The organism is Candidatus Kinetoplastibacterium sorsogonicusi, assembly GCF_003072465.1.
GTDB classification, from domain to species: domain Bacteria; phylum Pseudomonadota; class Gammaproteobacteria; order Burkholderiales; family Burkholderiaceae_B; genus Kinetoplastidibacterium; species Kinetoplastidibacterium kentomonadis.
Genome location: NZ_CP025628.1, coordinates 241258 through 256259, shown reverse-complemented (window position 1 = coordinate 256259; position 15002 = coordinate 241258). Strand labels below are relative to the sequence as shown.

11 protein-coding genes, 1 tRNA gene and 1 pseudogene are annotated in these 15002 nt (G+C 26.3%); 4 read left to right on the top strand and 9 right to left on the bottom strand.

What is annotated here, in order from left to right:
- Nucleotides 1–11 precede the first annotated feature (11 nt).
- From iscU to uvrB, 4 genes are all read right to left on the bottom strand, one after another.
- Nucleotides 12–398, bottom strand: a complete 387-nt coding sequence (iscU, locus tag CKSOR_RS01200) for a Fe-S cluster assembly scaffold IscU (protein WP_108673779.1) — start codon at nucleotides 396–398, stop codon at nucleotides 12–14.
- Nucleotides 399–423: 25 nt separating this feature from the next.
- Nucleotides 424–1629, bottom strand: a complete 1206-nt coding sequence (locus tag CKSOR_RS01195; protein WP_108673778.1) for an IscS subfamily cysteine desulfurase — start codon at nucleotides 1627–1629, stop codon at nucleotides 424–426.
- Nucleotides 1626–2087, bottom strand: coding sequence for an Rrf2 family transcriptional regulator (locus CKSOR_RS01190; RefSeq protein WP_108673777.1), 462 nt, complete (start codon nucleotides 2085–2087; stop codon nucleotides 1626–1628). Before CKSOR_RS01190 ends, CKSOR_RS01195 begins: the two co-directional genes overlap by 4 nt.
- A 197-nt stretch (nucleotides 2088–2284) precedes the next feature.
- On the bottom strand, nucleotides 2285–4312 hold the full coding sequence (uvrB, locus tag CKSOR_RS01185; RefSeq protein WP_108673776.1) for an excinuclease ABC subunit UvrB: 2028 nt from the start codon (nucleotides 4310–4312) through the stop codon (nucleotides 2285–2287).
- A gap of 95 nt (nucleotides 4313–4407) precedes the next feature.
- Between uvrB and CKSOR_RS01180 the strand changes: the two genes are divergently transcribed.
- Nucleotides 4408–5613, top strand: a complete 1206-nt coding sequence (locus tag CKSOR_RS01180; protein ID WP_108673775.1) for an amino acid aminotransferase — start codon at nucleotides 4408–4410, stop codon at nucleotides 5611–5613.
- A gap of 71 nt (nucleotides 5614–5684) precedes the next feature.
- Here CKSOR_RS01180 and lon read toward each other — a convergent pair.
- From lon to CKSOR_RS01155, 5 genes and pseudogenes are all read right to left on the bottom strand, one after another.
- Nucleotides 5685–8003: pseudogene (gene lon / locus CKSOR_RS01175) on the bottom strand (endopeptidase La); the annotation flags it as partial.
- Nucleotides 8004–8114: 111 nt separating this feature from the next.
- Nucleotides 8115–9341 carry an ATP-dependent Clp protease ATP-binding subunit ClpX gene (gene clpX, locus CKSOR_RS01170; protein WP_108673773.1) on the bottom strand — a complete coding sequence of 409 codons (1227 nt, stop codon included), beginning with the start codon at nucleotides 9339–9341 and terminating at the stop codon, nucleotides 8115–8117.
- Nucleotides 9342–9423: 82 nt separating this feature from the next.
- Entirely contained in the window at nucleotides 9424–10068 is a 645-nt protein-coding gene (gene clpP, locus CKSOR_RS01165) for an ATP-dependent Clp endopeptidase proteolytic subunit ClpP (protein ID WP_108673772.1), read from the bottom strand.
- Between the two features lie 5 nt (nucleotides 10069–10073).
- On the bottom strand, nucleotides 10074–11372 hold the full coding sequence (tig, locus tag CKSOR_RS01160) for a trigger factor (protein ID WP_108673771.1): 1299 nt from the start codon (nucleotides 11370–11372) through the stop codon (nucleotides 10074–10076).
- 136 nt (nucleotides 11373–11508) lie between these two features.
- Nucleotides 11509–11593, bottom strand: a tRNA-Leu gene (locus CKSOR_RS01155).
- 203 nt (nucleotides 11594–11796) lie between these two features.
- Here CKSOR_RS01155 and dapC point away from each other — a divergent pair.
- The 3 genes from dapC to dapE are packed head-to-tail and all read left to right on the top strand — an operon-like array spanning nucleotide 11797 to nucleotide 14997.
- Nucleotides 11797–12996: a succinyldiaminopimelate transaminase gene (dapC, locus tag CKSOR_RS01150; protein WP_108673770.1), complete on the top strand. Its 1200-nt coding sequence runs from the start codon at nucleotides 11797–11799 to the stop codon at nucleotides 12994–12996.
- Between the two features lie 43 nt (nucleotides 12997–13039).
- Nucleotides 13040–13864 carry a 2,3,4,5-tetrahydropyridine-2,6-dicarboxylate N-succinyltransferase gene (gene dapD / locus CKSOR_RS01145; RefSeq protein WP_108673769.1) on the top strand — a complete coding sequence of 275 codons (825 nt, stop codon included), beginning with the start codon at nucleotides 13040–13042 and terminating at the stop codon, nucleotides 13862–13864.
- Nucleotides 13864–14997, top strand: a complete 1134-nt coding sequence (gene dapE, locus CKSOR_RS01140) for a succinyl-diaminopimelate desuccinylase (protein ID WP_108673768.1) — start codon at nucleotides 13864–13866, stop codon at nucleotides 14995–14997. The genes dapD and dapE overlap by 1 nt, the downstream gene beginning before the upstream one ends.
- The last annotated feature ends 5 nt before the right edge of the window (nucleotides 14998–15002 follow it).

Here is a 15002-nt window from a genome sequence, read left to right as displayed (position 1 = left end):
TCCTTATATAATTAAATATTATTTTTCTTTTTTTGAAAATCCTCTATTGCAGCCCTAATTGCATCTTCAGCTAAAATTGAACAATGTACTTTTACTGGTGGCAAAGATAATTCTTCAGCTATATGAACATTACGAATTTGCATTGCTTCATCTAAAGTTTTTCCTTTTACTAATTCTGTTAATAAAGAACTTGATGCTATTGCAGAACCACATCCATAAGTTTTAAATTTTGCATCTTCAATGATATTATCTTTATTAACTTTAATTTGTAATTTCATAACATCTCCACATGCTGGAGCACCTACTATACCAGTACCTACAGATATATCATCTTTATTTAAAGATCCAACATTTCTTGGATTTTCATAATGATCTATAACTTTATTGCTATATGCCATAATAACCTCGTAATTATTTATTTAACTAAGACCAATTAACATTATTTAAATCTATACCTTCTTGCGCCATTTCCCATAAAGGTGACATATCTCTTAATTTTTTAATTTTTTTATTTATTAAATCTACAGCAAATTCAACTTCTTCCATGGTAGTAAATTTTCCTAATGTAAATCTAATAGAGCTATGTGCTAATTCATCACTACGACCTAAGGCTCTTAATACATAAGAAGGTTCTAAACTTGCAGAGGTACAAGCAGAACCACTTGATACTGCTAGATCTTTTATAGCCATCATAAGAGATTCACCTTCAATATAATTAAAACTAACGTTTAAATTATGTGGAATGCTATTCTTAATACTACCATTTAAATATACATTAGGAATTTTAGAAATTTTATCCCACATATAATTACGTAATTTTAAAATTCTTTCATTATCAAGATGCATTTCATCTTTAGCTATTTTAAAAGCTTCTCCCATACCAACTATCTGATGTGTTGGTAATGTACCTGATCTTAGTCCTCTTTCATGACCTCCTCCATGAATTTGAGCCTTTATTCTAACACGTGGTTTACGACGTACATATAATGCACCTATGCCTTTAGGTCCATATATTTTATGTGCTGAAAAAGACATTAAATCCACTTTTAACTTTTGTAAATCGATTTCTACTTTACCATTAGCTTGAGCTGCATCAACATGAAATATTATTTTTTTATCTCTACAAATTTCTCCTATAGAAGCAATATCTTGTATTACACCTATTTCATTATTAACCATCATAATAGATACCAAAATAGTATCTTTACGTATATTGCTTTCCAAATTTTTTAAATCTATTAATCCTTCTTCATTAACATCTAGGTAAGTTACCTCAAAACCTATATTTTCTAATTCTCTACAAGTATCTAAAACAGCTTTATGTTCTGTTTTACTAGTAATAATATGTTTACCTTTATCAGAGTAAAACTCTGCAGCTCCTTTTATAGCAAGATTATCTGATTCAGTCGCACCAGAAGTCCAAATAATTTCTCTAGGATCTGCATTTATAAGATTAGCAACATTTGTTCTTGCATTTTCTACAGCATTTTCTGCTTCCCAACCGAAACTATGACTACGTGAAGCTGGATTACCAAAATTATTATATAACCATGGTAACATACTTTCTACAACCCTTTTATCTACTGGTGTAGTAGCAGAATAATCCATATAAATTTGATTATGTTTCATGTGAAAATTTCCATTTCTTTTTTAAAGTTATTTATATTATTAAGTTTATTATTTATTAAGTCATGTAGAGTTATTGATTTTAAATAATTCCAAATAATTTTATTTAAAGAAGTCCATAAATTATGAGTAATACAAATTTTTGAATTTTTCATTTTACCAATGTTACAATTCATTTTGCCATGACAACTAGTAGTATCTAGAGATTCTTCTATAGCAAATATAATATCTGCTATCTTAATATCTTTATCAGATTTGTTAAGTAAATATCCGCCTTTAGGTCCTCTCATACTATTTAACAAACCACCATTCCTTAGTTTTCCAAGTAATTGTTCCAAATAAGACATAGAGATATTTTGTCTTTTACTTATATCTGAAACATTCACTCTTCCATCACGCTGAAAAATAGCTATATCTATCATAGCTATAACAGCAAATCTACCTTTAGTATTTAATTTCATTAATGTTCTTGTTTAATAATAAATGCATTTATTATTAAATATAATATCAAAATTCCGATTAAATTACTAGGGAATTAAAATATAATATTAATATCAAGCAATTATTTAATAAATTTTTCATATATATTAATATAAAAGTAAAGATTATAAATAAAAAAAATAAAAATTTTTAACAAACTTATTCATAAATTTTCTATCTAGGAAAATAATATTTTACTTTTTAAATGTTCGATTAATTCTTTAATAGTAGCAGCTTTTTCAAATTCAAGATTTTTTGCATGTTTCATCATTATTTTTTCTAATTTTTCTATCTCTTTTAAAATTTTTTTTGTATTAGTTAAATTACTATATTTATTTAAAATATTATCTACATTAGAAAAATTATTATTTTTATTATCATTAGATATTTCTATCATATCTTTTACGTCTTTTATGATTCCTTTGGCAACTATATTATTTTTTATATTAAATTCTATCTGTTTTTGACGACGTCTATTAGTCTCATTAATTGCTTTTAACATAGAATCAGTCATATTATCAGCATACATAATAACATAGCCTTTTAAATTACGAGCTGCACGTCCTATAGTTTGAATTAAACTTCTCTCAGACCTTAAAAAACCTTCTTTATCTGCATCTAATATAGCAACTAATGATACTTCTGGGATATCCAATCCTTCCCTTAATAAATTAATACCTATTAATACATCAAATATACCTAAACGTAAATCTTTAATAATCTGTACTCTTTCTATAGAATTTACATCAGAATGTAAATATCTAACTTTAATATTATTTTCTAATAAAAATTCTGTTAATTCCTCTGCAATCTTTTTTGTTAATGTGGTTACTAAAATTTTTTCTTTTTCTTGAATTCTTATTTTTATTTGACTGATTAAATCATCAATCTGATTAATAGCTGGACGTACTTCAATAACTGGATCTAGTATTCCTGTAGGTCTAACAATTTGTTCTATTATCTGTTCAGATTTTTGTTTTTCATATTCTGATGGAGTAGCTGAAACAAAAATACATTGATGAACTTTACTTTCAAATTCTTCAAGTTTTAATGGCCTATTATCTAATGCTGAAGGTAATCTAAAACCATGTTGAATTAAATTATTTTTACGAGAAAGATTTGCAAGATACATACCACGTAATTGGCCTACAGTAATATGACTTTCATCTATAAAGATTAACACATCTTTAGGCAAATAATCTATTAATGTTGGTAAAGCTTCACCAGCTTTACTGCCATACAAATGACGAGAATAATTCTCAATACCTTTGCAGAAATTACATTCCACTAATGATTCTATATCTAGCATAGTTCTTTGCTCTAATCTTTGTGCTTCTAAGAATTGATTATTTTTCATAAAATAATCAATTTGTAGTTTCAATTCTTCCTTAATTAATTTTATAGCATTTTTTATAGTCTCTTTGGGTGCTACATAATGGGAACTTGGATAAACAGTATATCTTAATATATTAGAGTTTATTCTCCCATTCAATGGATCAAAATTTTGTAAATTATCAATTTTTTCATCAAAAATAGTGATTCTAATAGCATTTTCAGCATTTTCTGAAGGAAATATATCTATATAATCTCCTCGAACTCTAAATTTTCCTCTAGAAAATTCAATATCATTTCTTTCATATTGCATAGAAACTAATTTTTCTAAAATTTCATATCTAGATATTTTATCACCTACACGTAAAAATAATACCATAGACAAATATGCTCTTGGATTTCCTATACAGTATATACATGATACAGTACTTACTATAATAGTATCACTCCGTTCCATTACACTTTTAGTAGCAGATAGTCTCATTTGTTCTATATGTGCATTTATAGAAGCATCTTTTTCAATAAACATGTCTTTAGATGGAACATATGCTTCTGGTTGATAATAATCATAATAAGATACAAAATATTCTACTGCATTATTAGGGAAATAATTTTTCATTTCTGAATAAATTTGTGCTGCTAATGTTTTATTTGGTGCTAAAATTATTGCAGGGCGATTTACAGCAGCAATAATATTTGCCATAGTATATGTTTTTCCTGAACCTGTAACTCCAAGTAAAGTTTGATATTTAAAGTTATTTTTCAATCCATATACAATTTTGTCTATAGCTTTAGGCTGATCACCAGAAGGCAAATAAGTTTTATATAATGAAAATTGATTCTTTGAAAAATTTGCTGATCTTAAATATGTCATAATCCTATACTTTATTTATATTTATAAAAGATATATATTAATTTAGTTATATTAATAAATTTGTAAACTATTTCAACTAACAATTATATTAAATTATGGAAACTATATTTAAATCAATAGAACTTGCTCCTAAAGATCCAATATTAGGACTAAACGAACAATATAAAGAAGATAATAGAAAAGATAAGATCAATTTAGGAATTGGAGTTTATTACAATGAAAGTGGTAATATACCAACACTATCTGTGGTATCTCAAGTAGAAAAGGAACTAGTTAAAATATCATCATCTAGAGCATATTTACCAATAGATGGAATCCAAAATTATAATAAATCTGTCCAAAAACTTTTATTAGGAGATTATCAAATTCAATATAGTAATCAAAATAGAATAGTTACAGTACAAACATTAGGTGGTACTGGTGCTTTAAAAATTGGTTCTGATTTATTATATACTATTCTACCTAATTCTAAAGTATATATTAGTAATCCTAGTTGGGAAAATCATAGAACAATATTTGAAGGTTCAGGTTTTGAAGTTAAGCAGTATAAATATTATGATAAAAATAGTCATAATTTAGATTTTAATGGAATGTTAAAAGATTTTGAGACATTAGATGAACACTCAATAGTTATTTTACATGCATGTTGTCATAATCCTACAGGAGTGGACCCTTCTAATACACAATGGAAAGAAATAGCTAACATTATAAAACAAAAAAAATTAATTCCATTTATTGATATAGCTTATCAAGGATTTGGTAATAATCTTGAAGATGATTCTGCTATTATAAGAATCTTTGCTGAAATGGATATACCTATTTTAATAAGTTCGTCTTTTTCAAAATCATTTGCTTTATATGGAGAAAGGGTTGGTGCATTAACTGTATTAACAGGTAATCAAAAAGAATCAGATTGCTTATTAAGTCAAATAAAAAGAATTATTCGTTCTAACTATTCTAATCCTCCTACTCATGGAGCAAAGATTGTTTCTACTATTTTGAATGATCAAATTTTATTTAGTAAATGGAAAGATGAATTAAGTATCATGCGCAATAGAATTAAAGATATGCGTAATAAATTAACTAATAAACTTAATGAAATTTCTAATAAAGATTTTAGTTTTATTAATAAACAAATAGGCATGTTTTCTTATTCAGGATTAAATAAAAATGAGGTAGATAAACTTATTTCTGAATATGCAATTTATATAATAGGTAATGGTAGGATATGTATTGCTGCTATTAATGACAGTAATATAACAAAAATTGCAAATAGTATTTCTCAAGTTATTTCAAAATAAATTTTAAAATAACAAGTATAACTATACTTGTTATTTTAAAAAAATATTACATTTTTAAATTATTGATTATATAAAGATAATTCTAAAACTTGATCTATCCATCTTACAGGTATTATTTTTAAACCTTCTTTTACATTATTAGGTATTTCAGATAAATCTTTTAAATTATCCTCAGGTATTAATACTGTTTTAATTCCACCTCTTAAAGCAGCAAGAAGCTTTTCTTTTAACCCACCTATTGGTAAAACTTCACCTCTCAATGTTATTTCACCAGTCATAGCAACATCAAAAAGTACTGCTTTATTTGTTAAAGAAGATACCATAGCAGTAGTAATAGCAATACCGGCAGATGGACCATCTTTTGGTGTTGCACCTTCAGGAACATGTACATGTATATCAAATTTTTCAAAAATTATATTATCTATATTTAATTTAGCAGCTCGTGATCTGACGACTGTTAATGCAGCTTCTATAGATTCTTTCATTACATCACCAAGAGATCCTGTTCTTTGTACTACACCTTTACCTGGTACATTTGCCACTTCTATCGTTAATAAATCCCCACCTGTTTCTGTCCAAGCTAATGCAGTCACTTGTCCTATTTGATTTTCTTTTTTAGCTATACCATAATCAAATTTATATATACCTAAAAAATCTTTCAAATTTGAAGAAGAAACATTGATATTTTGTTGATATTTCTGTAATAAATTATTTTTTACAAATTTGCGACATATCTTTGCAATTTCTCTTTCTAAAGAACGTACTCCAGCTTCTCTAGTATAGTAACGAATTATATCTAATATAGCTTCATTTTCTATTGTTAATTCATTTTTTTCAATACCATTATTTACTTTTTGCTTAGGGATTAAATAATTTTTTGCAATACTAGATTTTTCTTCTTCGGTATAACCAGAAAGATGAATGATCTCCATTCTATCTAATAATGGAGATGGTATATTCATAGTATTACTAGTAGCTAAAAACATTACATCTGATAAATCAAAATCTACTTCAATATAATGGTCTTGAAATGCATTATTTTGTTCTGGATCTAAAACTTCTAATAAAGCAGAAGATGGATCACCTCTATAGTCCATTCCCAACTTATCTATTTCATCTAATAAAAATATTGGATTTTTTACTCCGACTTTAGAAATATTTTGCATAATTTTACCAGGCATAGATCCTATATAAGTTCTTCTATGACCTCTAATTTCAGCTTCATCCCTAATTCCTCCTAAAGCAATACGAGTAAATTTACGATTTGTAGCTTTTGCTATGGATTGACCTAAAGAAGTTTTTCCTACTCCAGGAGGACCAACTAAACATAATATAGGAGCTTTAACATGCTTAACTCTTTGCTGCACAGCAAGATGTTCTAGAATACGCTCTTTAACTTTTTCTAAACCATAATGATCTGCATCTAGAATAGCTTCAGCATCATCTAATTTATAGCTAACTTTACTCTTTTTTTTCCACGGTAGTGATATTAAAGTTTCTATAAAATTTCTTACAACTGTTGATTCTGCTGACATAGGTGGCATAAGACGTAATTTTGATAATTCAGATTCTGCCTTTTTTTTAGCTTCCTTTGACATTTGAGCAGCAATAATTTTTTTTTCTAATTCATCAAAGCCACTAATATCATCATTATCACCTAATTCTTTTTGAATTGCCTTTAATTGTTCGTGTAAATAATAATCACGTTGACTTTTCTCCATTTGTTTTTTTACTCTACCCTTAATACGTTTTTCAATTTGGAGAATGTCAATTTCTGATTCTATTTTAGATAATAACTCATTAAATCTATTTACTAAATTCGTATTTTCTAAAAGATTTTGTTTTTGTTCTAATTTTAAAGGAAAATGCGCTGATATTGTATCTACAATACGTTCTGGATCTTCTATATCACGCAAAGAAGATAAAATTTCAGCCGGAATTTTTTTATTTAACTTAATATATTGTTCAAATATATCTATTAATGTTCTACGTAAAGCTTCTATTTCAGCACCAGTAGAATAATCAGTATTAAAATCTTTTCCTTCACATTCAAAATATCCATTACTTTCATCTATATTTTCAATGGTAATACGTTTAACCCCTTCAATTAGTACTTTAACAGTGCCATCTGGTAATTTAAGCATTTGAATAACATTGGATAAACAACCAATATTATATATATCATTGATACCAGGATCTTCTTGTCCTAACGTTTTCTGAGCAACTAAAACAATTTTTTTATCTGCTTCCATTGAAATTTCTAATGCTTTAATAGAACGAGTACGTCCCACAAACAATGGAATAACCATATGAGGAAATACCACGACATCACGCAATGGAAGCAGAGGTAACTTAATTTGTTCTGAAGTTGTAATCTGGCTTTCAGGCATAAAATATCCTCAATTTATTTTTTAAAATTTTTAACATATTAAGTTGTATATGGGATCTATAATATATAATTCAATGTATAATTTAATATAACTTAACTTAATATTTTTATCTTAATTATGATAAAAAATTACAGGTAAGCAAGAGTTTTCTACATGACCTTTATCTATTACTACTTTTTTAATATTTTTATTTGTAGGTATATCAAACATGATATTGAACAATAATTTTTCTACTATAGATCGTAATCCCCTAGCACCTGTTTTTCTAGTAAAAGCTTGATGAGCAATAGACTGCAATGCATGTTCTGTAAATTCTAATTCAACATTATCCATTGAAAATAATTTGATAAATTGTTTAACAATAGAATTTTTAGGTTCAGTCAAAATTCTTATCAAATCTTTTTCATCTAGATCTTTTAACTTAGTAATAATAGGTAATCTTCCAACTAATTCAGGTATTAATCCAAATTTAATTAAATCTTCAGGTTCAATATCTGATTTATTATTATTTCTATTATTAATATTAGAAATAAATCCTATATTAGAGCTGTCTATTCTACTATCTATAATCTTATTAAGACCATCAAAAGCACCACCAACTATAAATAAAATATTAGTAGTGTCAATATTAACAAAATCTTGATTGGGATGCTTTCTTCCACCTTTTTTAGGAACAGATGCAATTGTACCTTCTATAAGTTTTAATAAAGCTTGTTGTACTCCCTCACCAGAAACATCTCTAGTAATTGAAACATTTTCTGATTTACGAGAAATTTTATCAATTTCATCTATATAAACAATAGCTTTTTCTGTTTTTTCTATATCATAATCACAACTTAGTAATAGTTTATGAATGATATTTTCAACATCATCTCCTACATAACCAGCTTCAGTTAATGTAGTCGCGTCAGCTATCACAAATGGTACATTTAATATTTTTGCCAATGTTTGAGCAAGCAATGTTTTACCAGAGCCTGTAGAACCTAATATTAATATATTGCTTTTTGTGAGTTCTACATCGTTTTCAAAATCAGAATAATTAATTCTTTTATAATGATTATACACAGCAACAGATAATATACGCTTAGCTTCTTCTTGTCCAACTATATATTGATCAAGAATTGCATTAATTTCAGAAGGAGTTAGAAATGATTCTTGTAAATTTTTATTATTTTTATAAGATTTTTCTTTAAGAATATTATCACATTCTAAAACACATTCATTACAAATGAAAACAGCAGATTGTCCTTCTATGAGATCAATCACATCATTTTTAGATTTATTACAAAATGAACATCTCAGCAAATAAGATTCCTGTGATTTATTTTTTTCAGACATATTTAATAATTTCCGATATATTAATGATATTCTAATAATTAAAATAAATTTAAAAATTGTATTTTAATAAAATTTGAAATAATTAAGATCTAGACAATAAAACTTTATCTATGATTCCATAAGACACAGCATCATTTGCTGACATAAAATTATCTCTTTCAGTATCAATAGATATTTTTTCTTTAGATTGACCTGTCATTTCAGATAAAATAGCATTTAAACGTTCACGCAAATCAATAATTTCTTTCGCATGTATTTGAATATCACTAGCTTGACCTTCTGCTCCACCTGATGGTTGATGTATCATAATTCTTGAGTTTGGTAAAGAAAATCTTTTTCCTTTTTTACCAGCTGATAACAAAAAAGCGCCCATACTAGCAGCTAATCCTACACAAAATGTAGAAACATCTGGTTTAATAAATTTCATAGTATCAAAAATAGATAATCCAGCATATACAGAACCACCTGGTGAATTTATATATATATATATGTCTTTATCTATATTTTCAGATTCTAAAAATAATAATTGCGCAACTACTAAATTAGCAGAATAATCATTAATTGGACCTACAATAAAAATTATCCTATCTTTCAATAAACGAGAATATATATCATAAGACCTTTCACCATATCCAGACTGTTCTACAACAACTGGAACATATCCAGCAGTAGTTTTACGTAAAAAATCTTCACTATATAATGAAGCATAAAAATCTGTAAATTTCATTTTGTTTATATTCTCATTAAATTTTCAAAATTGATAATTTCATCATTCATTTTAGCTATCTGAGATATGTATTCAATAACTTTATCTTCAGAAATTATTGCCTTTATATTAGATATAAAATTAGTATCAGATGAATATTTTTTTATAAATTTTTCAGGATGATCGTAATTTTTTGATAATGTATTAATTCGTTCTTGTATTTCTTCAAATTTAACAGATAAATTATATTCCTCTATTATTTTTGACAATAATAGTCCAATTTTAACTCTACGACTGGCTTCTTCAACAAAAATATCTCTTGGTATTTCACGATTTTGATTTTCATTATAATTTTTCATTTCTGATTGCATTTGTGAAATACAATTATCTATCTCTTGATCTATTAATGGTTTAGGCAAATCAAATTCAGTATTACTTATTAATTCAGAAAATATAGCAAATTTATTTTTATTTTTAATTTGAATCAAAGATTCTTTTTCTATATTATTTTTTATAATTTGTTTAAAATGTTCCAAGTCAATATCTTTGTAACCAAAAGATTTTATAAAATTTTCATCAAAAGGTGGTAATAATGGTTCAGATATAGATTTTAAGCTTACATTAAATTTAGCAATTTTTTGCGATAATTCTTTGTTATGATAATCTGCAGGGAATTGCAATGAAAATGATTTTTGTTCACCACTGAGCATTCCAATAATTTCTGATTCAAATTGTTCTAACATTTGTTTCTGACCAATAATAAAAGAAAAATCTTTTGCTTGTCCACCTGCAAATGCTATATTATCTATAGTTCCTTCAAAATCAATAACGACTTTATCTTCATGTTTAGCTGCTCTATTATTAATCACAGAATATTTGGCTTGTTGCTTACGCAATATATCTATTGTTTTATTTACATCTTCATCTGTAATATTACATATATAATGCTTTATAGATAAATTTTTAATATCAGGTAAACTAATTTCTGGATAAATATAAAATTTTGCATCAAAAATCAAATTATTATCTTGATTACTATCTATAGGCTTTATATCCGGTATTCCTACTATCTTTAAACCACTAGAATCAATTTGTTTTTTAAATTGATCATTAATCATATTTGTAATTACATCATATCTTATATTTGCAGCATAAGTATTAGACAAAATATTGATTGGTACTTTACCTGGTCTAAAACCTGAAATTTTTGCTGTTTTAGATAATTTTTTTAATTGATTCTGTACTTCTTTTTTAACATCACTTTCGTTAATAGATAACTTTATACGACGTTCAAGACCAGATACTATTTCAATCATTGACTGCATTTTAAAACCTATAAGAGTGTTATAATAAAATCTAATAAAATTATTAGATAATGTATTGTTTATTTAAATAAATAACAAAATTTAAAAATTATTCAATGATATTCCAGTTAATTTTTAATATTATACTGATTCATTGTGGTGCGAAGGATGGGATTCGAACCCACATGCATTTAAGCGTCAGGACCTAAACCTGGTGCGTCTACCAATTTCGCCACCTTCGCTTTTTATATGTTTTTATATGTATTTAATGAATAAATACATAATATAAAAAATTTTGTATATACATTAATCATATTACTTATATTATAAGTCTATAATACTGATAATCAAGTTAACATTACAATATTTTATTATAAATCATTATGTTTTACTAATTTAAATTTATCTATAAACTCAATAACTATATATTTTATTTAAAAAAATTATGAATAATAAATTATCAAAATTACATCCATATCCATTTGAAAAATTACGTATATTATTAAATCCTGTTGAGAAAATCAAAAATATAAAATTGCACCAAATAGATTTATCTATAGGAGAACCTAAACATGCTACACCTGATTGTGTAAAATTAGCTATAAAAAAAAATTTAGAAGGTATTTCAGTTTACCCTGCAACTAAAGGAAGTAATAAATTTCGTGAAACTGTATCTCAATGGATTGCTAAAAGATATAATATTATAGCTCCTGATCCAAATAATGATATTTTACCTGTTTTAGGATCTAAAGAAGCTTTATTTTCTTTAACTCAAACTATAATAGATTCTAATAATAAAAATCCTTTAGTTATTTGCCCAAATCCTTGTTATCAAATATATGAAGGTGCAGCAATATTAGCTGGAGCAGATGTTTATTATACATCTATTAATGAAAATAATAAGTTTGCTTACAACTTAGATGAAATACCATCCAATATTTTGAAAAATACTCAATTACTATTTGTATGTTCTCCTGGTAATCCTACTGGTAATGTTATTGATTTAGATACTTGGAAAAAAATATTTAACTTATCAGAAAAATATGGTTTTGTTATAGCATCTGATGAATGTTATTCTGAAATATATTTAGATGAAAAAAAACCAACTTTAGGTGCATTGCAAGCAGCTTCTTTATTGAATAAAGATCATAATAAATTAATAGTACTATCTAGTCTTTCTAAAAGATCTAATGTGCCAGGATTAAGATCTGGTTTTGTAGTTGGTGATAGAAAAATTATTAATGATTTTTTATTATATAGAACTTATCATGGAAGTGCTATGAGCAAATTAATTTCTGAAGCTAGTATTGCAGCTTGGTCAGATGAGCAACATGTAATAGAAAATAGAATATTATATAGAAAAAAATTTAGTGAAGTAATACCTATTTTAAATAAAGCTATAGATATAAACAAACCAGAAGCTTCATTTTATTTGTGGATTAAAACACCAATTTCTGATGAAATTTTTGCTAAAGAACTTTATAAACAATATAATGTTAAAGTAATACCAGGTAGTTTTTTATCCAGAGATTTTAATGGTATCAATCCAGGTAAAAATTATATAAGAATTGCTTTAGTAGATACTATAGAAGACTGTGTTGAAGCTGCAAATAGAATGGTAAGTTTTATTAATTCTATATCTTGATATGAAATTAAATAATATTTAATAAATCATTAATGAGTAAATTATGAAAATAGAAAATATGCAAAATATCATAGAAACATCTTGGAATCATAGATCAAATATTTCTCCAAATAATGTCTCAGAAGATTTATCACAAACTATTGAAAAAATTATTTCTTTGTTAAATTTAGGAAAAATTAGAATAGCAGAAAAACAAAATAATCAGTGGATAGTGAATGAATGGATAAAGAAAGCAGTGCTACTTTCTTTTAGAATAAAAAATAATAAAAAAATCGGTCAACATCCTAATGTTTTTTATGATAAAGTTGAATTAAAATTCTCTAAATATAGTGAAGAAGATTTTAAAGATGGTGGATATAGAGTTGTACCTTCTGCGGTAGTAAGATCTGGATCATTTATAGGAAAAAATGTTGTACTTATGCCTTCATATGTAAATATAGGTGCATATATAGATGAAGGCACTATGGTTGATACATGGGCAACAGTTGGTTCTTGTGCTCAAATAGGTAAAAATGTACATCTTTCTGGAGGTGTAGGTATAGGAGGAGTTTTAGAACCATTGCAATCTAATCCTACTATAATTGAAGATAATTGCTTTATTGGTGCAAGATCTGAAATAGTAGAAGGAGTTATTATAGAAAAAAATTCTGTTCTATCAATGGGTGTTTATATTTCTCAAAGTACTAAAATTTATGATAGAGCTACAGGAAAGATTACATACGGTATTATTCCTTCTGGTTCTGTAGTAGTACCTGGATCTTTACCATCTTCTGATGGATCACATAGTTTGTATTGTGCTGTAATTGTGAAAAAAGTTGATGCTCAAACACGTTCTAAAACTAGTATAAATGATTTATTGAGAGATTAATGAGTAATTTAGTACTGAAATTAGTTAAAGATTTAATAAATTGTCCTTCAATTACTCCAGATGATCATAATTGCCAAAAAATAATCGTTGATAAATTAAGTTCTATTGGGTTTAAAATTGAATTTTTTAATAAAAATGGGGTAACTAATCTATGGGCAGTTTATGGAAATAATTCTCCGTTATTAGTATTTGCTGGTCATACAGATGTAGTACCTCCAGGTCCTTTAAATTGTTGGAATAGTGATCCTTTTCATGCTACTGAAAGAAATGGTTTTTTATATGGAAGAGGTGCCGCAGATATGAAAAGTTCTATTGCTGCATTCATAATTGCAATAGAAGAATTAATAAGAGATAATGGTAATAATTTTTTTGGCTCAATAGGAATTTTATTAACTTCTGATGAAGAAGGTCCTGCCAAAGATGGTACATTACATGTATGTCAACAATTAAAACAAAGAAATTTAAATATAGACTATTGTATAGTTGGAGAACCTACTTCGGAATTTATTTTAGGTGATACTTGTAAAAAAGGCAGAAGAGGGTCTTTATCAGCGCATTTATCAGTAAAGGGAATAGAAGGACATATAGCATACCCTAAAATTATAGATAATCCAATACATAAAATTTCAATAATTATTTCAGACTTGGTAAATACAAAATGGGATAACGGTAATGAATATTTTGAACCAACATCTTTCCAAATATCTAATATTCATGCTGGTAATGGAGCTACTAATGTTGTTCCTGGAACTGTGGAATTAGATTTTAATTTAAGATTTTCTTCTGAAATTGATGACATTAAAATTAAAAATATTGTTAATAATATTTTAAAAAAATATAATACTATTTATGATATAAATTGGAATTTAAATGCTAAGCCATTCATAACAAAATCAGGTCTTTTGACTAAAAGTATTATACAAGCTATAAAATCAGAAACAGGGATAGAAACTAAATTATCTACTTCTGGTGGCACATCTGACGGTAGATTCTTAATAGATATTGCAGATGAAGTTATTGAGTTTGGACCATGTAATAATACAATACACAAATATAATGAATGTATCAAAATTTCTGATTTAGAAAAAATGAAAAATATATATAAACATACTTTAGAGTTATTATTAATTTAATAAAT